This window comes from Solitalea longa (assembly GCF_002920915.1).
In the GTDB taxonomy this organism is placed as follows: Bacteria; Bacteroidota; Bacteroidia; order Sphingobacteriales; family Sphingobacteriaceae; genus Solitalea; species Solitalea longa.
The window spans coordinates 59,844-83,335 of record NZ_PQVF01000002.1; the positions used below are offsets into that span (position 1 = coordinate 59,844).

Below are 23,492 nucleotides of genomic sequence, written 5' to 3' on the forward strand. Positions count from 1 at the left end.
TTTTGATTTCAGATTTACGACTTTAGATTTCGTAAATCCGAAATCGTAAATCTGAAATTAACACATGCGCTTACAAGCAAAATTTGCCACTTACAACATCATCACTAAAATAGTCATCATCATTTCGTTGGCATTGGTTTTTGATTTTGGGGCGAAGCGTGTAGCGTACAACCATCTCGACACACGGATCCTTCAGAAAAAGCAGCAATTCATTAAAAACCTCTCTGGAAAAGAAATATCGGAATATATCACTGAACAGGATACCGATTTTGCCAGCTACAACGTGCTCAAAGAAGAATATATCTTATTAAAGATCATTCCTCCGGTAAATGAGAAGGATAGTATAGGCAATTTTTCGAATGAAGAACGGATCATTGAAAACCAGACCAGTAATTACCGCATATTAACTTATAACTTTGATTTTAATAAACAGCAATATCAGTTAGAAATAGGGGAAAGCCTGGCAAGCATCAAGCAGTTTCAGGAAACCTTTCGGAATTATACCTTGTTGGTATTGTTTGTGGCAATTGCGCTTACACTGATCACTGATTTTCTGTTTACTGGATATCTGCTCAAGCCTTTATCTGCGATCATCAACAGACGTTTAAAAGATGTAAACGATCCATCCCATTTCAATTTTGACCCCATTGAAACCAGTACTTCTGATTTTCAACACCTGGATAAACAATTAAAAGAAATGCTAATGCGTATATCAACATCGTTTTATACGCAAAAGGAATTCATTGCCAATGTATCACACGAAATTTTAACTCCTATTGCCATATTAAAAACCCGTTTCGAAAATTTATTGAACGATGAACGTGTAAGTGAAGAAGTACAAAACCAGGTTTATTCGTCTTTAAACACATTACACTGGCTAAAAAATGTGGTTAATAGTTTATTGCTCATATCGAAAATTGAAAATGAACAATTTGAACAGGAAGATGAGATTGATATTCACAAGCAAATTCAACAGATTAGCGAGGAGGTTGAACATCGACTAGAAGAAAAAAACATTAAACTAGGTCTGCATTTATCGCATTCATTCCAATTTAAAGGTAATGAAGCGTTAATCCGAACGATGATCTTTAATGTGGTAACAAATGCTATCAAATACAATCAATTGAACGGGAGGATAAACATCCTCGACCAAGAGATAAACAGCCATTATGAACTTTTGATAAGTGATACTGGCCTTGGAATTGAGCCAGAACTACTAAAGAATATTTTTAAGCGATTTGGCAAACCAGCAACTATTGAAGAAAACAGCAATGGGCTGGGTCTTTCTATTGTAAAAACAATCGCCAGCTTTCATAACATTGACGTAAGTATCTCCTCTACTCTACACAAAGGAACTACCATAATATTCAAATTTCCAGCAACAGCTTAACAGGCAATCAAACCACCGAATTTCTTATTCAAAAAAACTGAATCTTCATAAAATCTTCATGTAATAAGCTGACCTTAGACTCAACAATACAATGGTAATCATAAAGATTACACCTTTAAAACGTGAATAAGCAGTTTTAGATCAAACAAAAAAACACAAAAAATGGTAGCGGAAGCTACAATAACGAAACCTAAAACTCCATACAGTTCATTAGGTAATTAATAGTAGAAGAGGGCCTGTTTGCATACCAGCAAACGGGCTTTTTTTCTGAAATTTAATTGATTTTTAAAGGCCATCAAGAACCCACTAATTAGCGTTCATGGCTGTTGGTATATTTTTTATTTCATGTGGGTTTTACATCATCTTATTCCGTTTTACCAAATAGGCATTCAACACCGGATAAAAGCCTTCATTAATATCAGCATCAATGTAATCGATACGATATTGCGCACATTTAAGCATCAGGTTATACTTATACTCTGTAATGGCTTTTAAATACGACTCTTTAACCTGGCCCGGCTGAACTTTGATTTCTTCACCACTTTCCGTGTCAATAAACAGGTAAGGACGATTTTCAAATCGAAACTCTTGTTCCGAACGCTTATCGGTTACGTTAAAAAGCACCACCTCATGTTTATTGTGTTTCAAATGGTTAAGCGCTGAAAAAACTGCTTCCGTGTCTTCTGCACTTTCCATCATATCACTGAAAATAACCACCATTGAACGTTTATGAATATTCTCGGCAATTTCATGTAGCGAAGTGACCAATGAAGTATTTCGGTTTTTTGGCTTATCGGCCATCAATTTTTCTAATTCGAAATAAACAAAGCGTTGATGGGCGGTAGTAGATTTGGCCTGAGTGGATAATAATACCTTATCAGAAAAAACGCTTAATCCGAAGGCATCGCGCTGACGTTTCAGCAGATTGATCAATGATGCCGCGCAATATACTGAAAACTGCAGCTTATTTTTTTCTCCTTCGGGATAATACATAGACGAAGAAGCATCAATAATCAACTGGCAGCGCAAATTAGTTTCTTCTTCAAACCGCTTGGTGAACAAACGGTCGGTGCGACCAAACAATTTCCAATCGATATTTTTTACTGATTCGCCGGTATTATATAAGCGATGCTCGGCAAATTCAACCGAAAACCCATGAAACGGACTTTTGTGCAAACCGGTAATAAAACCCTCCACCACCTGGTTGGCCAATAGTTCAAGGTTTATTTGTTGAAGTTCTTCTTTGTTTTCGAGCATCGTTGTTGAGATAAGAGATATGGGATTTGAGATATGCAAATCACTTTTCGTTTGAAAACGAATTAGGATAAACGCAAATAGCTATCAAATTTCATTCATTCAAATATAACCTTAAGAATGTATTCTGAAAACAAAAATGGCCTTGGAAAAATCCAAGGCCATTTAATTAGTGCTTTATATGATTATCCTAATTGAGCTTCCAATTTACCGGCTAAAACCGATTTTGGAACTGCGCCAATTTGTTTATCTACAATTTCACCGTTTTTGAAGAATAATAAAGCAGGAATGTTACGGATACCAAATTTCATTGATACTTCAGGATTGTTATCTACATCTACTTTTCCGATAACAGCTTTACCTTCGTATTCGCTTGCTAATTCTTCTACAACTGGACCAACCATGCGGCAAGGACCGCACCACTCTGCCCAGAAATCAACTAATACAGGTTTATCTGATTTCAATACAACTTCTTCGAAGTTTGCGTCGGTAATTACTAAAGCCATATTTTTAAAATTTACGTTTGCAAATATAACAGATTGACTGAATAATTGTTGCAACGAATACATCAAGAAATTAGACTTACCGAATTACTTTTTAAAGCCATGATGGCAGCGTTCAAATCCCATTTATTCTACCTTTATCCTGTTTATTTTAATTTCAACGTAACACTTCTTTTGAAACATTAAACATTCCCTGCACTCTAATATCATCCGAAGAAGCCCCAACCATTAATGTAAATTGGCCAGGTTCAACAACTTTTCGCAGCTGATTATCAAAAATAGCAAGGTCATCGGCGGTTAGTGAAAACTTAACTATTTTCGCCTCACCTACTTTTAAGTTAACTCTCTTAAAGCGTTTCAGCTGTTTAACTGCGGTAACCACCGAACTTACATTATCCTTAATGTATATCTGTATCACTTCATCACCATCAAACTTGCCGGTATTTACAAGCTTAAATTCCACCGCAACTTTTAAATCACGTTCTTCCTCCGAAACTTTAATTTCTAAATCACGATAATCAAACGAGGTGTAACTCAATCCATATCCAAAAGAATATAAGGGTTTCTCATCCATTTCAACATATCCGTGAGGAGAGGGTTGTTTATGGTTATAATAAACAGGAAGCTGTCCCACTGATTTAGGCACAGAAACGGTTAATCGCCCTGCAGGGTTAAAGTCTCCAAACAGCACATCCGCAATTGCATTACCACCTTCCTGACCGGGATACCATGCGTTGATTATAGCAGGAACATTCGTAGCAGGCCAATTCAGATTAAGTGGTCGCCCCTCAATCAAGACAAGGATTACCGGAGTACCGGTTTTAACGACTTCCTGCAACAGTTTAAGTTGATATCCCATCAGATCAAGGGTAGCACGATCAAAGCCTTCACCGCTTTCCATGTCACTTATCTTATCTGACACTATCGCTGCTCCGGTATTTTGATACTCGGTTTTAAAATCCCTTGCACTGGATCCTCCAAGCACAACTATAGCTACTTCCGATTTTTTCGCGAGTTCTACAGCTTCTGCAATCGACTGTTCCGTTGTATCCCGGATATTGCAGCCCTTAACGTAAGTGACTTCTGCATTTTTACCGACCTTATTCCTGATACCCTCCAAAACCGTAACTACCCTATCTTCTTGCTGTGGAGCGGTATAATCACCTAGTTGATTATAACTATTATTTGCATTTGGACCAATTACTGCAATTCTCTTCAAGTTCTTTTGAAGAGGCAATAAATGGTTTTCGTTTTTGAGTAAAATGATTGATTCTTTAGCCACCTGATTTGCCAATTGGGTATTCTGTGCCGACCCAACCAGTTTTGCAGCCTTATTTGGGTCGACGTAGGGTTGCTCGAATAACCCCATTTCAAATTTCAACCAGAGCACTCTAGCCACCGCCGAATCAAGTGTTTTTTGTGACACTTTACCTTGCTCTATTGCCTTTAGTAATTGGGCCCCATACCCATACCCTCCTAAATCCTGATCCAATCCGGAATTAATTGCCAAAGCTGCAGCATCTTCTTTGGAGGCCGCAACATTATGATTATTATATAAACCTGAAATACTGCCAAGATCAGAAACAGTAAATCCATTAAACTTCCAGTTTTCTCTTAGCACTGTTTTAAGCAGAAAGGGATTTGCACTGCAAGGAATACCGTCAACAGAGTTATAGGCAGTCATAACCGACCATGCACCAGCCTTTACAGCTTCTTCAAACGGAGGTAAATAAGATTCAAATAATTCTCGCTGACCCACCGAAATGCTCCCTCCGTTATGTCCTCCATCAGGATTTCCGTAAGCAACAAAATGTTTAAGGGTAGAAGCTAAATTGATTCCGCTTTTTAAGTTATTGCCTTGAAACCCTTTGACCATAGCCTTCCCCATTTCAGCATTCAGATAAGGATCTTCTCCATAAGTTTCCTCCATCCTTGACCAACGGGGTTCTCTTGCCAAATCGAGCACCGGACCATAGCCAATGTGTGCACCTTGTAGCCTGGCCTCAACGGCAATTGTTGATGCCATTTGTTCAATTAAGTCGGGATCCCAGGTACTAGCCTGACCAATGGCCGTTGGGAAAACCGTTGTACCAATTGCCATATGACCATGGGGACATTCTTCGGCCAATAACAATGGAATACCTAAGCGTGTGTTTTTAATAATATACCGTTGAAGCTCATTCGTTGCATTAGCCGCTAATTCAGGATTTAACCCGGTTTTCAAGGTCTTTTTTGTCCATGGATCGGCCCTTAATGTAGCCCAAAGCATCCCTATTTGCTGTTCTGCCACGGATTTTTTAAACAGATCGCTAACTTCAACCTGGTTCCCTTTTTTCAAATACATATCCCATCCAAGCAAAGCCGAAAGTTGACCTACTTTTTCTTCGATTGTCATTCTTGAAAGAAGATCATTTACTCTGCTTGTAATCGGTGTATTTGCATTTTTATAAAGAGGTGTTTGTACTTGTGAAAAAGCTGAACAGGCAATAAATATTGATAACAATAACAACAACCCATTTTTTAAATTCATAAAAACCTTATTAGTCTATTGTAATGACTTTCTCTGTTACATTCCACCCTTGTAATTTGATTGCAAGCTCAGTTGAATTAAGTTTCGGATCGAACTCAACCACTACTTTCTTCTCCCCGCCCGGAGTAACAGAAAGATAATTATCAGAATAAAACACCGGCAATATTCGATTTGATGATTCCTTATCAACAACGGACAATCTGTTAAAAAACGCCACAGGGTTAGTTGTTGGATTCTGGAGCGTAACTTCCAGTTTACCTGGAGCAATTTTCTTGGCATTTACCTGCAGATCTGCAGCTTTCATCTCTTGCAAACCCGTGTATTGTCCGCTCTCATTAGGTAACCAGTAAAAGTTATCACTTACTACTTTTTGATGCTCATCCAGTATTCTTAATGATAAAAAAGCACCTTTGGCTTTTGCCATCTCATCTACCTCTTTTTTGATGGATAGATATTTTTTAGCGCTTGAAGCATCAATATTAGAAAACACCTGAGTTATCAGTTTTTCTTTCCCTTCCATATCGATCAATTTCACCTCTAGCATCAAATTCCGTTGAGCTTCAAAACCATTGTTTACCACCATTACCATTCCATCGACAGGATTACACATAATATGCAGTGCCTCACTTCCTGATCTTAAGCCATACAAACAAGCATTCGGATCGAGGTAATAATCATACATCTGTCCTCTCATTGCAGTCCAAGGATTTTGAGTTTTCCAGATGATCACGCCTGTATACCAATCCCAAATGTGAGAGCTAAACCCTTCAATTAATCCCCGATATTGATCATAATTTACCAATTGGGCTTTTAAAGCAAAGTCTCTTAAATCCTTCGGCTTTCCGTAGGGCTCTATAAATTGATTATACCCAACACCAGTGTACTTATGGTATGTCCAAACCGAATCCGTTAACTCTTCCGGTTTCACCCCTGATTTAAAAACAGGGACTTTCATATTTTCTTTTGGGATAAATCTCTCGAGTGATTCATAATCACCAATACCTACCGACCCCACTTCACTATTAAAGGGATAGGTTCTTTCTTCCCAAAACGTCTTGATATTTTGAATTCCATAGGGGCCATCGCCGTTTCCTCCAATAGAATTGTACGACATTTCGTCAGCGTTCGAATATTCAACAAACCAACGAGTACCATCCAGTGTTGGCAAGATGGAGTCTCTTAATGGCACTAGTATATCCTCCGGCGGAGTCATTTCATTTCCCCCACACCACATGGCAAGCGAAGGATGATTGCGAACCATTTTAATCATATCTGCTGCCGATTCCAAAAACAGGTTATGATCTTCAGGGTATTTTCTGCGGGACCATTGATCCTCCAGTTTCATCGGGTCAAGCCAGCGTCCATTACAATCGCCGGATATCCAAAAATCCTGAAATACCAATAATCCATATTTATCGCAGGCCTCATAAAACTCAGGACGTTCAACCAATGCCCCTCCCCATATTCTGATCAGGTTTAGATTCATATCCCGATGAAAACGCACTTCGGCATCATAACGTTCTTTTGAAAACCGAAGCATCGCATCAGAAATAATCCAGTTACCGCCTTTAATGAATATTTTCTGTCCATTAACCGATATCTGCTTGCTTCTTGTTCGTTCATTCCATTCAGTTTTGATCTCTCTTAATCCAAAAGAAATAGATTCAGAATCCGTGACAACTGCACCATTCTCTACAAATTCAAGTTTAATGTTATAAAGAGGCTGATCTCCATAACCAGCCGGCCACCATAAACGAGGATTAGTAATGGTTAAATCGGGCAGTCGAACTGTTACGACAGTATTTGGCTTGATCAGTACTTGTTTGGATATTGTTTTTCCGTCGAAATTATATTTTAATACACCTTGTACCGTTTTATTCGAGGCATTTTGTAGGTCAGCAGAAAGCTTAATCTGCGCAGGAGCTTGTATTCCTGATGACTTCCTCTTACCAGGAACTACTGTGACCACAAGTGGATCTTTTATGTTTACAGCTGCGGTCCGTTCAATAAACACTTTATCCCAAATTCCGGTATTTCGGTCGCGAATAGGTTGGATCCAGTCCCAACCGGCTACATATTGATGCGAAACATTTCGGGCAATAGTTCCATCACCGCCTTGTCCTCCGTTCGGGTTCCCAACCGGATCAGGCGGATAAACGATCACGGCCAATCGGTTATTTCCGGTTGAAGAAAGTAACGAAGTAATATTGAAAGTCTTCCGAAGAAACATTCCTTTGTATGGCTCGACATTTACTTTTTTCCCATTCAGGTAAATATCGCAGCTGTAATTAATCCCCCGAAAAGTTAACCAAACCTGCCGTGAACCTGTTGGCGCTTCCTCTTTAAAATCCTTAACAAACCAATAAGTATAGTAATCTCTCCCGGTTTGATAGATATCTGGGATCAGGTTATTATTCATCCCGTAAAAAGGATCAGGAATTTCCTTGTTAGCAAGCATGGAAGTTAAAACCGTTCCGGGAACAAGAGCTGGTTTCCATGCTTTCAATGAATAGGATAAGGAGGAAATGGCATCCCCAGTTTCTTTTATTGATGTTATTGGAGCACATACCCAGCCCGAGTTTAATTCGTACCGGTTTTGGGCGGTTAATTTGAAAGATGCTATAGAGAGAATAATCAAAACGATTATGCCTAATCTTTTCTTCATACGTAATTGTTATAAACCTAACTAAATTTACAATATTATCAATTACAGTCAGCTTCGACTACGCTCAACGTGACAAAACAAACTACGTTTTAACAACTATTGATCAGCCTGAGCGTAGTGGAAGGCAATTAAAAAGACAAGGCAGTAATTAAAAAATCACTGCCTTGTCTTTATATAATTAACCCAATTAATTCAAGCTGAAGTTCACATTCTTAAACTTGCCTATCTCATTCATAAAATTATTATTCGGGTCGATCTTTATTGACTTAGATGGAAGATCGAGCACAATACGCTCAATTGCATCAATCACATTCAGTTTCAATTTACAATTACCCGGATGCGCTTTGCAAAGTGATTCCAGGTTATCAATAAACTCTAAAGTAAGTTCATGCAGTGGAAAAGTCAAAGTGACATTTTTGGCCATCTTTTCTCGAATCTCCGAGAGCAATTGAATACTTTCTACCTTAAACTCGAGGTTATCTGCCTGACCGAAACGTGGTTTAAAAGAGCCTTTAACAAACACACATAAGCCCGATTGGAAAAAGTGTTTATTTTTCAGGTAATCTTCTGAGAACATCATCATCCGATGACTACCTGAATAATCTTCGAAAGTAAAACCGCCAAAAGGTTTACCGTGTTTTGTCAGACGTTCTTCGGCAGCAGTAATGATACCAGCAACCACTAATGTACCTGGTTTAGGTGTAGCCAAATCCGTAATCCTTGCATTACAGAAATTGTCAATTTCCAATTTATAATCATCTAAAGGGTGGCCGGAAATATACATTCCCACTACCTCTTTCTCAAAACTCAACTTTTGTAATAAACTCCATTCCTCTGAATCCGGCATAGGTGGCTCTGGAACATGAGCATCAGCGGTTCCTCCAAACAAAGAGTTTTGAGCACTATTCTGATTGGCCACAAAATCGTTCCCGAACTTTACTAAACGTTCAATACCATTCAACCGATCGGAAACATTGACACCAAAATATTGCGCACGGTGGTATTCATCATAACAATCAAAGGCACCGGAATACACCAAATTCTCCCATGATTTTTTATTAACCGCCCGTAAGTTCACACGTTTGGCAAAATCATAAATCGATGCATAAGGTCCATTTTCTTTGCGCTCCGAAACCAAACTTTCAATGGCGGCCTCTCCCAAACCTTTAATTCCCGATAAACCGAAACGTATTTGTCCTTTTAAAGTTGCCGTAAAGTGGAGTGAACTTTCATTCACATCAGGCCCTAAAACAGGTACGCCAATACGCTTACACTCTTCCATAAAGAAAGTGATCTTATCAATCTGACCCTTTGTGTGCGTTAATACCGAAGCCATATATTCAGCGGGATAATGCGCTTTCAGATAGGCGGTTTGATAGGCTACGAAAGCATAACAAGTAGAGTGCGATTTATTGAACGCGTAGGATGCGAAGGCTTCCCAGTCGGTCCAGATCTTCTCTAATACTTTGGCATCATGACCTTTTTCCTTCGCGTTTTCAATAAATTGAGGTTTCAGCTTATCCAGCGTTTTACGATCTTTTTTACCCATCGCTTTACGCAACACGTCGGCATCACCTTTAGTAAAGTTGGCCAGTTTCTGCGAAAGCAACATCACCTGCTCCTGATAGACGGTAATTCCATAGGTATCAAACAAGTACTCTTCCATGTCGGCCAAGTCATACTCAACTGCCTTTCGACCGTGTTTACGTTCAATAAAGTCTGGAATGTACTCGATAGGTCCCGGGCGATACAGGGCGTTCATCGCAATTAAGTCTTCAAACTTATCCGGCACCAGGTCTTTCAGGTACTTCTGCATACCCGGGCTCTCAAACTGGAACGTACCGTTGGTTTCCCCGCGTTGATAAAGCCCAAACGTTTCCTGATCATCCAATGGAATATAATCGATATCGATCTCTACCCCATGATTCTCCTTTATCATCTTCAATGCGTCGCGAATGATGGTAAGGGTTTTCAGCCCCAAAAAGTCCATCTTAATTACACCCGCATCTTCAATTACTTTTCCTTCATATTGTGTAACCAACAGATCAGAATCTTTGGCAACGGCAACCGGAACGATATTAGTTAAATCTTCCGGAGCGATAATAATACCCGCTGCGTGAATACCCGTTCCACGAATAGAGCCTTCGAGAATTAAAGCTTCCTTGATTACTTTGGAACGAAGATCTTTCCCTTCCCTGATCTCACGAAGCTGCTTAACGTTCTCAATATCTTCCGGCCCTAAACCTTCTTTATCCTTTAAAGACTTATCTCCATCAATAGGCGCATTCATCACCCTATCCAAAGAAATACCGGGCTTATCAGGCACCAGTTTCGCCATGGCATTTGAATCAGGTAATGGTAAATCCAAGGCGCGAGCAACGTCTTTAATCGACATTTTTGCAGCCATAGAACCATAGGTAATGATCTGTGCTACCTGATTTTTACCATACTTATCAACCACGTAATCAATTACACGCTGGCGTCCCTCGTCGTCAAAATCCGTATCAATATCGGGCATTGACTTACGATCGGGATTAAGGAAACGCTCAAACAGGAGATTGTATTTAATCGGGTCGATATTGGTAATTCCGATACAATAAGCCACCGCTGAGCCAGCAGCCGACCCACGGCCCGGACCAATAAATACGCCCATATCGCGGCCGGCCTTAATAAAGTCGGATACGATAAGGAAGTAACCCGCAAACCCCATAGTACGGATAGTATGCAGCTCAAAATTGATACGTTCTTCCTTATCAGCATCAAGCGTATCTCCATAACGGGCCCTTGCTCCTTCCCAGGTAATATGTTCCAGGTATTGCATCTGGTCAATAAATCCTGGAGGAATTGGGAAGTTTGGAAGTAAGATATCCTGCTTTAATTTAAGGAGGTCAACCTTATCAACAATTTCGTTGGTATTATCAATGGCTTCGGGAATGTCATGAAACAAGGCGTTCATTTGCGCCTGTGTTTTGAAGAAGAACTGATCGTTAGGGAACCCAAAACGGTAACCTTTACCGCCTTCTTCATCGGTTGCAATTGGTGTTGCCTGTATATCACCGGTGTTGATACACAATAATATATCGTGAGCGTTGGCATCTTCCTGATCCACATAGTGTGAATCGTTAGATGCAATAACTTTTACATTGTATTTTTTAGCAAAACGAAGCAAAACTTCATTCACTTTCTCTTGTTCGGGTAAGTTGTGTCGCTGTAATTCGATGTAATAATCTTCACCGAAAATATCCAGCCACCATTTAAATTCCTTCTCCCCTGCTTCTTCACCCTCATTTAAAATGGCCTGTGGAACCGATGCTCCAATACAACAGGTGGTAGCAATTAGTCCTTCGTGATATTGAAGGATCAATTCTTTATCAATACGCGGCCACTTGCTGTACAAACCCTCCATAAAACCATAAGAACATAGTTTGGTAAGGTTTTTATAACCCTGTGCATTTTTCGCCAAGAACAGCTGATGGTAACGTTTATCTTTTTTCTCTTTTGTAAATTTCTTTTCGTGACGATCAGTTACCACATAAAACTCACAACCAACAATAGGTTTTACTTTATTGTCGTGCTTACCAGCTTCGGCCACAAACTTGAACACCCCAAACATATTACCGTGGTCGGTAATTGCGAGGGCTTTCATGCCGTCATTGGCGGCCTTTTTAAATAGCTTGGAAATATCCGCCGCTCCATCGAGCAGGGAGAATTGAGTATGTACGTGGAGGTGACTGAATTCGGGCATTCTTTTTTATTTGCAGTTTTATGATAGACCATAGACCATTGTCGATAGTCGATGGAATTACATTAATGAACGTTAATGCTTAAAGCTCATTAGATATTAATTCACAGCTCTTTACCATCGTCTATTGACTATGGACCATGGACTAAATAAGCGATTTCAAAGGTAAAGAAAAAAGGGAGTTGTTAAGCGGATGTGGAAAACGTGTATTTCGTGCTTAAGAAGACATATCGCAATGAATTTTATTCGGCAAGGGTTAAGTAATAGACAAAAACTTAAGCTAGTTCCCCGAAAAAAACTTATAGACATCTTTTCGTGATAATAATCGCGAACAATTCTTTATTTTTCAAATCAACATTCTCTAAAACTAACTTCATAACTAAAATTCAATACAATGAATACAGATAAGGAAAATTGAAACCCATAAATGAATTGCTATTAACCTTTCTTATACACATCCACCGCTTTAATCTGCATAAAATTGTCGGCATCACTTAATAACGGTGTAAACCCAAATTGGGCATACAAACCGTGAGCATCGCGGGTTGCCAACAGCATTCGTCTTAATCCCTGTAAATCTGGATGTTCTTTAATAACTTGCATCAACCTTTTTGAAAGTCCCTGTCCCCGGTATTTTTCATCAATAAAAACATCCGCCAGATAAGCAAAGGTGGCCCCATCGGTAATCATCCGGGCAAAACCAACCTGCTGCTTTTCGTGATAAACGCCAAAACATAGGGAATTGGCAATTGACTTGGTGACAATTTCAATTGGAATACCGGCTGCCCAGTATGATTCTCTATTTAAATACTGGTGTATATAAATCACATCTAATTTTGATTTATCGGTAGATATCAAAAAATCGGAATAGGTAGCTTCAATTAATTGCATACCCAAAGATAATTATTTGATTTAAAGCAGGTACTACAGTTCATCTTCAATTAATGTTACCAAACATTTAAACCTCCGGCAATAAAATAAACCCTAACGAAGGCTATAATAATTCATTAATAAATATTACCTTATATATAATAACCGCTTATTATATTTTCTAACGTCTTTTTTTAGATCATTCCTATTTCCGGCTTTTCGGAGAATCTTGTTTTTAACATTAGCAACATGCCAAAACTTAAAATCGGAGTTATTGATTTGGTTAGTAAAGGACCAACAAACACACTTTGGGCAAGAATAATGCATGCAAACATGGCTAGCATAATGCCTCAGGTGGTGGCAACCTGGTGCGAACAAGATGGTCATGATGTAAAACTGATTTGCTATACGGGGTTAGAAGATCTGCGCAAAGAAATTCCGCAGGGAATAGATTTGGTATTTATTTGCGGATTTACCCAGGCCGCCTTACTGGCCTATGCCTTAAGCAACTATTTCAGAAGCAAAGGTGTTGTAACTGTACTTGGAGGACCCCATGCACGCTGTTACCCTGACGATGCAGTTAAATATTTTGATTACGTAGTTGGTTTTGCACACAAATCAACCATTGCTGAAATCACCAATAACTGTACACCCCAACGACCAGAAGGAAAACACTTAACCGAAAAAGGACAACCTGGGCATTTTCCGGGGGTAGTTGAGCGGTGGAGGTTTATTGAGGAAACATTAAAGAAAGCTCCTTTCCTTAAAATTGTACCCATGATTGGCAGCGTTGGCTGCCCTTATACCTGTTCATTTTGCATTGATGCCGAAGTTCCCTACCAGCCTTTAGACGTTGAAACTCTCAAAAAAGATCTGCGCTTTCTGTTAACTAAATTTAAAAAGCCGCTCATTGTGTGGCACGACCCTAATTTTGGGGTACGATTTGAACATTACATGAATGCGATAGCAAGTGTTGCACCACCTAAAAGCTTTCAATTTATTGCCGAAAGCAGTTTATCCATTCTCACCGAAGATCATTTGAAAGTATTTCAACAGAATGGATTTCTGGCCATGTTACCGGGCATTGAATCATGGTTTGAACTTGGCAATAAATCACGAACAGCCCATAATACTGGTATGGAAAAAATGATGCGCGTTTCGCAACATGTGAACACGATCTTTAAATACATTCCATACATGCAAACAAACTTTGTTTTGGGGTTAGATTCTGACGAGGGATCGGACCCATTTGAAATCACAAAACAATTTATCGATCTATCTCCTGCTGCTTTTCCAGGTTATTCATTGCTTTCGGCATTTGGAGAGGCTGCGCCATTGAACCTTGAATATCAAAAAGAAAACCGCGTTTTACCGTTTCCATTCCATTTCCTGAATAATCACCTGGCAATGAATGTGAAGCCAAAAAACTATGAGTGGGTTGATTTTTACGACAAAGTGATTGATCTAACTGAATATTCATTTTCTCAAAAAGCCATTTACCGTCGTTTTGCTGCAACACCAAAATTTACCTCAAAATGGATGAATTTTATGCGCGCCATTTCCTCGGAAGGCTGGGGACGTTTAAAATTTTATCGTCAGGTACGTAAAAACCTTATTGAAGACAGAGCCTTTAGAGATTATTTTGAAGGAGAATCACAACAACTACCTGAATTTTATATCAATATTATTAAAAGAGACTTAGGAGATTGGTGGGACTGGCTCCCTCAGGACGCTATTTATCATAACCCCAATGCTTATTTGCACAAATCATCTAAAAAAGCACTAAGTCGCCTCAGTGAGTAAACAACTTAATAATTTCAATTGATCTTTTCTGTAGAACACAATTTTTCATGCCCTTCCTTCATTTATTGAATAGTTTCTTTCAATAAACACTCCTCATTTTCAAAATACAGGTCTTTTAACAAGCATTAAAACCTTTTTCCCTCCTCGTGCAACATACTCAAAGTTTTTTTGTCATGCTAAAGGAGCATGAAATCCAATCTATACTTTGCGAGCCTGCAAAGCCTCGATTTTGTTACAAACAGCTCGTGTTAAGTAGTCGAACAATTATTAATATTGATACATGAACAAAACTTTTCTGCTATTAATTTGTACGCTTTTCACATTTAACGTTTATAGTCAAAAAAGTGACTCGACGATTACCAAAAAGAAGTACTTTACCAAACCTCTAAGCGGAAGTATAAACTTTGATGGCATTCCACAGGAAGAAGCTTGGAATGCTGTTGAATGGGGGGGCGATTTTACACAATGGCAGCCTAATGAAGGAAAATCGCCTTCGCAAAAAACCAATTTCAAAATTCTTTACGATAATCAATACCTATACATCGCTTATCGTTGCCATGATATGGCGCCTGATTCGATCATAAAACGTATGGGCAGAAGAGATGAGTTTCCTGGTGATTGGGTAGAAATTAATATCGATAGTTACCATGATTTGCGCACCGCCTTTTCATTTACCTTATCGGTTTCGGGGGTACGTAACGATGAATTTGTTTCAGAAAACGGCAATAATTGGGATGCGAACTGGAACCCCATTTGGTTTGCTAAAACCCATGTTGACGAGCAAGGTTGGACTGCCGAAGTTAAAATTCCGCTAAGTCAGCTTCGTTACGGCAATGAAACTGAAAAGGTTTGGGGCATCCAGGTTATGCGTCGCATTTTCAGAAAAGAAGAACGTTCTACCTGGCAGTTTATTCCACAAAACTCCGGAGTTTGGGTAAGCAGTTTTGGCGAACTATATGGCCTCAAAAATATTCCTACACACCGTCAGATTGAAATTGCCCCTTATCTAGTTGCCCAAGCCGACAAATACCAGGCAACTCCGGGAAATCCCTTTGCTACCGGATCAGATAAAAAACTGACCATGGGAGTAGACGGAAAATTTGCCGTAACAAATGACCTGATTCTCGATTTTACGGTAAACCCTGATTTCGGACAAGTGGAAGCTGACCCTTCACAGGTTCGTATCGATGGTTTTCAGAATTATTTTGAAGAACGTCGCCCGTTCTTTATTGAAAGTCGGAATATATTTAGCTATCAGCTAACTGGCTCAGAAGCTGGAGGTGATTACGACTCAGATCTGCTTTTCTATTCCCGCCGTATTGGGAGTTCTCCGCACAGCTATCCAACTACCGGAGCTGGAGAGTTCGCTGATGTTCCCTTAAATACTTCTATTTTGGGGGCCGCTAAGTTTAGCGGGAAAACCCAAAAAGGCTGGAGTATTGGCGTGCTCGAAAGTGTAACCCAACGCGAGATGGCCACCATTGATAATTTGGGTGTAAGACGCGATGAATTGGTTGAACCATTAACCAACTACTTTGTTGGACGATTACAGAAAGATATAAATAGTGGCAATACTGTTTTAGGAGGTATTTTCACGGCAGTTAACCGAGGAGAGGGCTTGAATAACATGTTGACTAAAAACGCCTTTTCTGGAGGCTTGGATTTTCTTCATTACTGGAAAAAACGCACCTGGTACATAAGGGGTAATATGGTGTTTAGTCATTTAGAAGGAAGCAAAGAATCGATTCTAGGTGTTCAAACTGCCTTTGAGCACTTATTTCAACGAGATGGAGCTCCAGAGGTTTCGGTAGATCCTAACCGCACCTCGTTGACAGGCACCGGAGGGACTTTCCGTTTGGGTAAAATAGGTGGAAAATCAGGCAATATGGGTCAGGTATTTAAATTTGAAACCGGCGTTACCTTCCGCTCTCCCGAACTCGAATTAAATGATATTGGTTTTATGTTAACATCAAACGAAATCAATCATTTTACCTGGGCCGGATTACAATTTCAAAAACCATTTTCCATTTTCCGTAGCGCACGGATTAACTACAACCATTGGTCGCGGTGGGATTTTGGCGGTCAATTCCTTTATCAAGCCTTCAACACCAATTCACATGCAACGTTCAAGAACAATTGGCAAACAGGTGTAGGGCTCACCTGGAATCCTTATGATGTTTCAAACAATACTTTGCAGGGCACATCATCCTTACGCAAGCCGGCAGGAATAGCCCAAAACTGGTATGTTAACAGCGACTATCGTAAAAAAATATATACTAATTTTTATTACAATAATTTCTGGGGGTTTGAAAATACTGTTAAAGGAAATGATTTGGGCATTGCCTTTACCTTCCAGCCTTTAAATGCACTTCAATTGAGTTTAGGAGTTGATTATTCATACTATTGGCGCCGTCAGGATCAATTTGTAGCCAATGCTAAAGTCGATGATCAAGCTATGATCCGTTCAATTGTTAGCTCTGTAGATCAAAATACGCTTCGTTTTACAGGAAGAATGAATTTTAACATTACTCCCGATTTAACACTGCAATACTATGCGCAGCCTTACATTACCCGACCGCTCTACAGCAACTTCGCATACGTATCAGATCCATTGGCTAAGCACTATAACGACCGGTTTACACCTTATACTTCCAGCCAAATAAGCGAAAGTGATGGCCGCTATTATATTGATGAAAAGGGAGACGGAACGGTAAAATATGATTTCGCTAAGCCTGACTTCAACTTTGTACAATTCCGTTCGAACTTAATTGCCCGCTGGGAATACCGACCAGGTTCGGAACTATACCTGGTTTGGTCGCAAGGAAGTACTTCCAGTTCAAATTATGAACTCGATACACCAATAATGGGTAGTTTGTTCGACAATGCATTTACCGATCAGGGGCGCAATACATTTTTGATAAAGTGGACCTATCGATTCATACGATAAATATTTAAAAGCCCCCCAATGCTAATACCACTGGGGGGGCTTTAACAAAAATTATCTTAGAGCAGGAGTCATTGATAAAGTAACCCCTATCCTATTCCAGGCGTTGATAATGATAATGGCCATGATCACTTCGGCCAATAATTTTTCTCCTAAAACTTTTTCGGCATATTGGTAAGTAGCATCAGAAACACCTTTAGGTAACAAGGTCATCTCTTCTGTTAAAGCCAATATTGCCTGCTCCTCTTCACTAAAAAACCGGGTTTCTCTCCAGGCACTTAAGGTATAGATGCGCTGTTCGGTTTCTCCCAACTCACGGGCATCATACGAATGCATATCCAAACAATAAGCACAGCCGTTTATTTGCGAAGCCCTGATCTTAATTAGCTCTTTATGCAGCGGGTTAATTTCTGTAGTTTTTAAGTAGCTATCGAAAGCCAACATTGCTTTATAGGCTGACGGTGCAACCTGGTTAATGTTAATTCTGTTACTCATGACTTTTAATTTTTCAGATAATTGTTATTATTTACAATTCAAAAGTCGTGAGCCTGCCGCTCAAAAAAATTAATCTAGTTTAAGAAATACTACAATTGTTAATAGTGCTTAACGGGGTGGTATTACCCACGTGCGATAAGTCCACTTTAAGAGATTTAGAGGTTCTTTTTCGCCCTTATTTTACTTAAAAACTCCAGTGTGATACCTAAGTAAGAAGCCAGCATATACTGCGGAACACGCTGAACGAATGCAGGGAACTGCTCTACAAAGTTGCGGTACCGCTGCTCTGAAGAAATGGTATGGATCCAAAGTATTCGTCGTTGTGCAGCCACAAAGTTTTTTTGCAGGATGATCCGGAAATAACGTTCAACCTTTGGAACTTCATTGTATAAATTTTCCAAAGCATTTTTATCAATTGCAATCACCTCCGACTCTTCAACTGCCTGAATGAAAAAGGCCGAAGAAGTTTGATTTTCGAAACTGTCAAAATCCGTTATCCACCAATTTTCAATACCGAATTGGGTAATTTGCTCCAGTCCGGAATTGGTAATTAAGTAAACCCTCAAACAGCCTTTAACCACAAAATAATTATAGTTGCAAATTTGTCCTTCGGATAAAGGGTATTCCTTTTTCTTTACTTTTTTAAAAGAAAGCCTTCCAAGCAATAACTCTTTTTCAGACATATCAAGATCAACAAATCGACCAATATGATCCAAAAGAGGTTGGAACTGTTCAGGCAATGATGTATTTAGATAGTTTTTCATTAAGATCTCATTTCAAACAGAAACTATAAACAAATATTACATTTTATCAGCTTTTTAAAATACGAAATTGATGCAAGCCCCTTAAATTGCATTAATTAAACTTTGTAAAAATGAGCGCTGAAACAAATGAAAAAATTGCTTTAAACTGGTTTGAAGCTTTTAATGAACATAATTTAGAGAAACTGTTATCACTTTATGCTGACGATGCCATCCACTTTAGCCCGAAATTAAAGGTAAGAAGGCCAGAAACGCATGGCTATGTAAAAGGTAAAGAGGCTTTACGCGAATGGTGGCACGATGCTTTTGATCGTTTACCTTCGCTGCATTATACTGTAACAACCTTAACAGCTAATAACAACCGGGTGTTCATGGAATATGTGCGTAGCGTTGAAGGAGAATTTGAAATGTTGGTTGCCGAAGTATTGGAAATAGAAAATGACAAAATTGTCTCCTCCAGGGTTTACCATGGATAATAAAATTTGATCTATTGTATTTATCTTTACTGTAACATCTATTGTTATTGTCTATTTAAAAGATACTTTCATGATTAAACATCTGGTATTACTTTCAGTGTTTGTTGTTGTTTTTAACTTTTTTGCAGATGCTCAAAATAATTCTAACGCAATGCCTGTATCTCAAGCTGAGCTGGATGAGTTATACAATCAACAAACAAGTCGTCAAATGCGCGATAACTTTAATAACTTTTGGAAGAACAGAGGAAAAGAGCACCCTGATCAAAAAAGCTATTCTTTTAAAGTTATACTCAAAGACAGTTCAGAGTTAAAATGCAAATCCAAGATCTATTTTTCTGATTCAGTAACTTACATTCTTTATAAATCAGAGAAAACGGGCGACAGTATAAAGATCACCCCTAAAGAAACCCAAAACATACTAATGGATGATGTTTTTCTAAGCAAAAATATCGAAGGGATCTCAACTGATAGTTGCTGGCTATTTAAAACTATAAAAGGAAAAATCAATGTTTATTCCTTCTACCCTATGGCTCCCAAAAACTCGACGGAAACTATTGCCTATTTACAAAAAGGAGATGGACCATTAGTTAGATATTCGCCAAAACAACTATTGCGTATGGTGGGTAAAAATAAACGTTCTGTAAAGCTTTGTGTCAAACAAAAGTATATGGATGCCCTTACTCAGTATAATGGTGATTAGCTATCGAATTAATCAAAGCACTATCACAAAGACACAAAGTTTGGTGCTCGTTATTTTTTTGTGTCTTTGTGACTTAGCCCGATCATTCTTTTTAACCTTTTTTGAACTTTTCTATCTCATCTACAAACTCTACGGCTTTAGATAAAGTTTTACCCCCAAAGCTTTCCATCATACTTTTCACCCACTTTATGTGCATATTTTTGTAGGTAAGTTTTTGGTACAAATAAATAGAAGCAGCACAAAAGATCGCTACTACGCATAGATTAATTATCCAAAACTGCGGCCCTGCTTTTTGAAACAGTTCGGTACTATACCAAAAGGTACAATAAAACGGTGTTTGCAAGATCAATATACGCCCCACATTCGATAAGGATATTCTTACTTCAGTAAGCTTCTGTTGAGTTACGGTTATACTTTCGGCGATATTAATGGAATTAAGTATAACAATGTGCTTAATATAAACCGCCACTGCGTAAATATTGAATAGAACAATTGCTCCAATGGATATTCTAAAGAAGATATTAGGCGTATGATATACTAAAAAGCCTAAAAACCATACCCATAAAATACCCAATACAACATAAACAGCCTGATTTCTTAAAAAAGCCCTGATTTTCGATTCGGCTTTTTGGGTTTGAATCTCTTCAATCAGTTTTCTGTTCAATGTTAATGTTTCCTCAAGCTTGCGACTTTGCTGCTGCCATAAGCTTTTTAATTCTAATTCGTCCATCGTTATCAATTACTTACAAGTGAAAAACGTTGTTTTAATTTCTCTTTAATGCGACTAATCTTTGTAGCCACATTGGTTTCGGTAATACCTAAAATTTCAGCCATTTCTTTATAACTGCTTTCTTCGAGGTACAGAATCATTAAAGCCTTATCCAGCTCTTTTAACTCATTAATAAACTGCTGCAGTAATCCAATATTGACCTCCAGATCTTCCGATAAATTTTCATCAGCAATTTCAATAAGTTCCTCCATTAAAGGCACACTCGCATCTTTTCTTTTATGCTCCTTTCGGTAAAAGGAGATAGCAGTATTCAATGCAACCCGATACATCCATGTCGACAGCTTATAATTATGGTCGTAGCGTTCAAATGACTTCCACAACTGAATAATAATTTCCTGAACCAGGTCTTTCCTATCCTCATTGTCTTTACAATAAGAATTGGCCACCTTGTAAACAAGTCCTTTATTTTTTTCGAGCAGTAATAGAAACTCTTCCTTACTCATTATCATTTTCTATTTTAAAAGAGTTGTTGCAGCAGAGAACCATGGACTCTCTTTGGAGAAATATAGTTTCTTTCAACATTAATTTGTTGCTCAATATTCCGTATTACAAACCTTACTTCAGTTTGCAACACTATTATTAATATAAGCACCATCATTAAATTCTGTCTTCTTGCAATTTCCTTTTCCATAAAACCATAAAATAACCAGTTAGGTAAAATCTTTACCAATTATTAACCTCATGTAGCAAAAAATCACATCATTCCCTATTTTTTTATTTACTAAATCATCGATTTTAAGTCTTTGGTTTAAAGAGGGTTTCAACTTATTTAAACAACACCAGCACTTTTTCAGGCACTAGAAGTCAAAAATACAGCGTTAATAAACTATCATTTAACATAGTGGCTTGCCAATTGTATTACTTGGCAGGTATTTTTTTTAACAAAATTCTTTTGATATGAAAAAAGCAGCGATGGCTCTAACCATGTTTTGTACCGTTTTTTTGTTTTCATGTGTTAGCAATAAAAAGCTCAAACTGGTAAAAGCAGAAAAAGAGGATATAAATACTCAGTATCAGAATTTATTGGCCAAACAGCAAGATTGCGAATCGCAGTTAGGTAAGGCCAACTCACAAATTGAAAATTTAAATCAACAGATGGCTTACTTAAAAGAAAACAATACAGTGGCCATAAAACAATTGCAAGATCTATCGGTTATTTCGGCATCTCAAGCCGAAAGCATTAAAAAGTCGATGGAGAATATCGGCGCAAAGGACCTTTACATTCAGGATTTGCAAAAATCGATGGCACGTAAAGATTCATTAAATATGGCCCTGGTAATGAACCTGAAAGGTGCTGTTGGCGATTTAAACGATAAAGACATCAATATAAAAGTTGACAAAGGCGTAGTTTACATTGATATTTCTGATAAGCTTTTATTCAACAGTGGTAGTTACACGATAACTAACCAAGCGAAAGTTGTTTTAGGGAAAGTGGCTAAAGTATTACTTAATCAGCCAAATATTGAGTTTATGGTTGAAGGCCATACCGACAACAAACCAATTAAAAATAATTCCATGGAAGATAATTGGGACCTGAGTGTTAAACGCGCCACATCAGTAGTAAGGGTCTTACAGAACGATTACGGCTTGCCGCCTGAACACATGACAGCCGCCGGAAGAAGTGAATTTATTCCAATTGCTGATAATTCGAGTGCCGAGGGCAGGGCTACTAATCGACGTACACGAATTGTGATCTTACCTCAACTCGATCAATTCTTCAAGTTGTTGGAAACACAAAAAAAATAAGCCTTTAAAGGGACGAAAGTTTCGTCCCTTTTTCTATTTACCTGAGATACTTGATTCAAAATCTTAGTCGCTACTTTAATTTGGTTCGACTATCTTAAAACAAACTAAATTTATTCGTGTTTAGATAATCACTTACAGGTCAATAGAAATAAGTTTTTTAATTATGGCTTCAAACTTGTTACTATTCTGTAGGCTCACTACCATATAACCTTCTGATATTTTTATACTTTTGTATACAATATTAGCTGATACATAATTTTAGCACATTAAAATAAAAGAGAGAGACTTCTTCCTCGTTGCAGTATATGATTACAGAGAATGATATTCTACGTCGGAATAAAAGAGTTGTAGATTTTTTTACCCGTTCAGGCTTTTCAGTTAAATTATTAGGCGACCAAAATTGTCCCGCGATTATTTATAACGACCTTTTTTGTCTGTCGTGTTACGTAAAAAACTTTGATCTGATTTTTACTGACAAACCAAAAGCCGGTGCCGAGATTTTTAGAGTTAAGTTGGAAGCAGGAAGTTTCCTCCAACGCGCTGAATTAATGGATGTGCTAGATCAGGCTGAGCACCGTAGAGTGTTCAAGGTAAAAGTTTCATCAGTTGATTTATTCCTTTCGGGGTATAACTTTTTAGATAAAACAAAACCCGAAACCCGATATCCGGTATTTGCTAAGCATGGGGCCAAATTGTATTTCGACGAAGAATACGCCCGTCAAATTTGCGAAGACTACAATGAATACGATCTGGTTGTAGTTTAATCAGGTACAATTACTAATAGGCAAAGCACTAATAATTAATTTAAACATTATTAATGCTT

The 23,492-nt window shown here is 38.4% G+C and carries 17 protein-coding genes; 7 read left to right on the forward strand and 10 right to left on the reverse strand.

Annotated features, from left to right (window positions below; translation table 11 throughout):
• Positions 1-64: 64 nt before the first annotated feature.
• Complete coding sequence (locus C3K47_RS02835) at positions 65-1,390, forward strand: sensor histidine kinase (RefSeq protein ID WP_103787580.1); 1,326 nt, start codon at positions 65-67, stop codon at positions 1,388-1,390.
• 354 nt (positions 1,391-1,744) lie between these two features.
• Here C3K47_RS02835 and C3K47_RS02840 read toward each other — a convergent pair whose 3' ends face one another.
• From C3K47_RS02840 to C3K47_RS02865, 6 genes are all read right to left on the reverse strand, one after another.
• A complete protein-coding gene (locus C3K47_RS02840) occupies positions 1,745-2,647 on the reverse strand; it encodes a DUF58 domain-containing protein (protein WP_103787581.1) in 903 nt (300 codons plus the stop codon).
• A gap of 182 nt (positions 2,648-2,829) precedes the next feature.
• Positions 2,830-3,150: a thioredoxin gene (trxA, locus tag C3K47_RS02845; RefSeq protein WP_103787890.1), complete on the reverse strand. Its 321-nt coding sequence runs from the start codon at positions 3,148-3,150 to the stop codon at positions 2,830-2,832.
• Between the two features lie 154 nt (positions 3,151-3,304).
• Positions 3,305-5,677, reverse strand: coding sequence for a glycoside hydrolase family 3 N-terminal domain-containing protein (locus C3K47_RS02850; protein ID WP_103787582.1), 2,373 nt, complete (start codon positions 5,675-5,677; stop codon positions 3,305-3,307).
• Positions 5,678-5,687: 10 nt separating this feature from the next.
• Positions 5,688-8,342, reverse strand: coding sequence for a glycoside hydrolase family 2 protein (locus C3K47_RS02855; RefSeq protein ID WP_103787583.1), 2,655 nt, complete (start codon positions 8,340-8,342; stop codon positions 5,688-5,690).
• 187 nt (positions 8,343-8,529) lie between these two features.
• Positions 8,530-12,087 (reverse strand): DNA polymerase III subunit alpha, encoded by a 3,558-nt coding sequence (gene dnaE, locus C3K47_RS02860; protein WP_103787584.1) that lies wholly within the window; start codon positions 12,085-12,087, stop codon positions 8,530-8,532.
• Between the two features lie 435 nt (positions 12,088-12,522).
• Positions 12,523-12,975, reverse strand: a complete 453-nt coding sequence (locus C3K47_RS02865) for a GNAT family N-acetyltransferase (RefSeq protein WP_103787585.1) — start codon at positions 12,973-12,975, stop codon at positions 12,523-12,525.
• 228 nt (positions 12,976-13,203) lie between these two features.
• Between C3K47_RS02865 and C3K47_RS02870 the strand changes: the two genes are divergently transcribed.
• Together C3K47_RS02870 and C3K47_RS02875 are read left to right on the forward strand one after the other, a co-directional pair.
• On the forward strand, positions 13,204-14,757 hold the full coding sequence (locus C3K47_RS02870) for a B12-binding domain-containing radical SAM protein (RefSeq protein WP_103787586.1): 1,554 nt from the start codon (positions 13,204-13,206) through the stop codon (positions 14,755-14,757).
• A gap of 280 nt (positions 14,758-15,037) precedes the next feature.
• Complete coding sequence (locus C3K47_RS02875) at positions 15,038-17,704, forward strand: DUF5916 domain-containing protein (protein ID WP_103787587.1); 2,667 nt, start codon at positions 15,038-15,040, stop codon at positions 17,702-17,704.
• Positions 17,705-17,755: 51 nt separating this feature from the next.
• On the opposite strand, the gene C3K47_RS02880 is transcribed toward C3K47_RS02875, so the two are convergent.
• Positions 17,756-18,196 (reverse strand): carboxymuconolactone decarboxylase family protein, encoded by a 441-nt coding sequence (locus C3K47_RS02880; RefSeq protein WP_103787588.1) that lies wholly within the window; start codon positions 18,194-18,196, stop codon positions 17,756-17,758.
• Positions 18,197-18,351: 155 nt separating this feature from the next.
• Positions 18,352-18,960, reverse strand: a complete 609-nt coding sequence (locus C3K47_RS02885) for a Crp/Fnr family transcriptional regulator (RefSeq protein ID WP_103787589.1) — start codon at positions 18,958-18,960, stop codon at positions 18,352-18,354.
• Between the two features lie 110 nt (positions 18,961-19,070).
• On the opposite strand from C3K47_RS02885, the gene C3K47_RS02890 reads away from it, so the two are divergent.
• A complete protein-coding gene (locus C3K47_RS02890) occupies positions 19,071-19,433 on the forward strand; it encodes a nuclear transport factor 2 family protein (RefSeq protein ID WP_103787590.1) in 363 nt (120 codons plus the stop codon).
• A 70-nt stretch (positions 19,434-19,503) separates the two neighbouring features.
• Positions 19,504-20,133, forward strand: coding sequence for a hypothetical protein (locus tag C3K47_RS02895; protein ID WP_103787591.1), 630 nt, complete (start codon positions 19,504-19,506; stop codon positions 20,131-20,133).
• A 91-nt stretch (positions 20,134-20,224) separates the two neighbouring features.
• Here C3K47_RS02895 and C3K47_RS02900 read toward each other — a convergent pair whose 3' ends face one another.
• Entirely contained in the window at positions 20,225-20,863 is a 639-nt protein-coding gene (locus C3K47_RS02900; protein ID WP_103787592.1) for a hypothetical protein, read from the reverse strand.
• Positions 20,864-20,868: 5 nt separating this feature from the next.
• The gene (locus tag C3K47_RS02905) at positions 20,869-21,366 is read right to left on the reverse strand and encodes a sigma-70 family RNA polymerase sigma factor (RefSeq protein WP_103787593.1); all 498 of its coding nucleotides are present in this window, start codon (positions 21,364-21,366) and stop codon (positions 20,869-20,871) included.
• Positions 21,367-21,820: 454 nt separating this feature from the next.
• Between C3K47_RS02905 and C3K47_RS02910 the strand changes: the two genes are divergently transcribed.
• Both C3K47_RS02910 and C3K47_RS02915 read left to right on the forward strand, forming a co-directional pair.
• The gene (locus tag C3K47_RS02910; RefSeq protein WP_103787594.1) at positions 21,821-22,669 is read left to right on the forward strand and encodes an OmpA family protein; all 849 of its coding nucleotides are present in this window, start codon (positions 21,821-21,823) and stop codon (positions 22,667-22,669) included.
• 305 nt (positions 22,670-22,974) lie between these two features.
• Entirely contained in the window at positions 22,975-23,433 is a 459-nt protein-coding gene (locus C3K47_RS02915; RefSeq protein ID WP_103787596.1) for a hypothetical protein, read from the forward strand.
• The last annotated feature ends 59 nt before the right edge of the window (positions 23,434-23,492 follow it).

Excerpts from the sequence above, each read along its gene's own strand:
- C3K47_RS02835 (WP_103787580.1), top strand. The coding sequence starts at position 65 with ATGCGCTTACAAGCAAAATTTGCCACTTACAACATCATCACTAAAATA.
- C3K47_RS02840 (WP_103787581.1), bottom strand. The coding sequence starts at position 2,647 with ATGCTCGAAAACAAAGAAGAACTTCAACAAATAAACCTTGAACTATTG.
- trxA (WP_103787890.1), bottom strand. The coding sequence starts at position 3,150 with ATGGCTTTAGTAATTACCGACGCAAACTTCGAAGAAGTTGTATTGAAA.
- C3K47_RS02850 (WP_103787582.1), bottom strand. The coding sequence starts at position 5,677 with ATGAATTTAAAAAATGGGTTGTTGTTATTGTTATCAATATTTATTGCC.
- C3K47_RS02855 (WP_103787583.1), bottom strand. The coding sequence starts at position 8,342 with ATGAAGAAAAGATTAGGCATAATCGTTTTGATTATTCTCTCTATAGCA.
- dnaE (WP_103787584.1), bottom strand. The coding sequence starts at position 12,087 with ATGCCCGAATTCAGTCACCTCCACGTACATACTCAATTCTCCCTGCTC.
- C3K47_RS02865 (WP_103787585.1), bottom strand. The coding sequence starts at position 12,975 with ATGCAATTAATTGAAGCTACCTATTCCGATTTTTTGATATCTACCGAT.
- C3K47_RS02870 (WP_103787586.1), top strand. The coding sequence starts at position 13,204 with ATGCCAAAACTTAAAATCGGAGTTATTGATTTGGTTAGTAAAGGACCA.
- C3K47_RS02875 (WP_103787587.1), top strand. The coding sequence starts at position 15,038 with ATGAACAAAACTTTTCTGCTATTAATTTGTACGCTTTTCACATTTAAC.
- C3K47_RS02880 (WP_103787588.1), bottom strand. The coding sequence starts at position 18,196 with ATGAGTAACAGAATTAACATTAACCAGGTTGCACCGTCAGCCTATAAA.
- C3K47_RS02885 (WP_103787589.1), bottom strand. The coding sequence starts at position 18,960 with ATGAAAAACTATCTAAATACATCATTGCCTGAACAGTTCCAACCTCTT.
- C3K47_RS02890 (WP_103787590.1), top strand. The coding sequence starts at position 19,071 with ATGAGCGCTGAAACAAATGAAAAAATTGCTTTAAACTGGTTTGAAGCT.
- C3K47_RS02895 (WP_103787591.1), top strand. The coding sequence starts at position 19,504 with ATGATTAAACATCTGGTATTACTTTCAGTGTTTGTTGTTGTTTTTAAC.
- C3K47_RS02900 (WP_103787592.1), bottom strand. The coding sequence starts at position 20,863 with ATGGACGAATTAGAATTAAAAAGCTTATGGCAGCAGCAAAGTCGCAAG.
- C3K47_RS02905 (WP_103787593.1), bottom strand. The coding sequence starts at position 21,366 with ATGAGTAAGGAAGAGTTTCTATTACTGCTCGAAAAAAATAAAGGACTT.
- C3K47_RS02910 (WP_103787594.1), top strand. The coding sequence starts at position 21,821 with ATGAAAAAAGCAGCGATGGCTCTAACCATGTTTTGTACCGTTTTTTTG.
- C3K47_RS02915 (WP_103787596.1), top strand. The coding sequence starts at position 22,975 with ATGATTACAGAGAATGATATTCTACGTCGGAATAAAAGAGTTGTAGAT.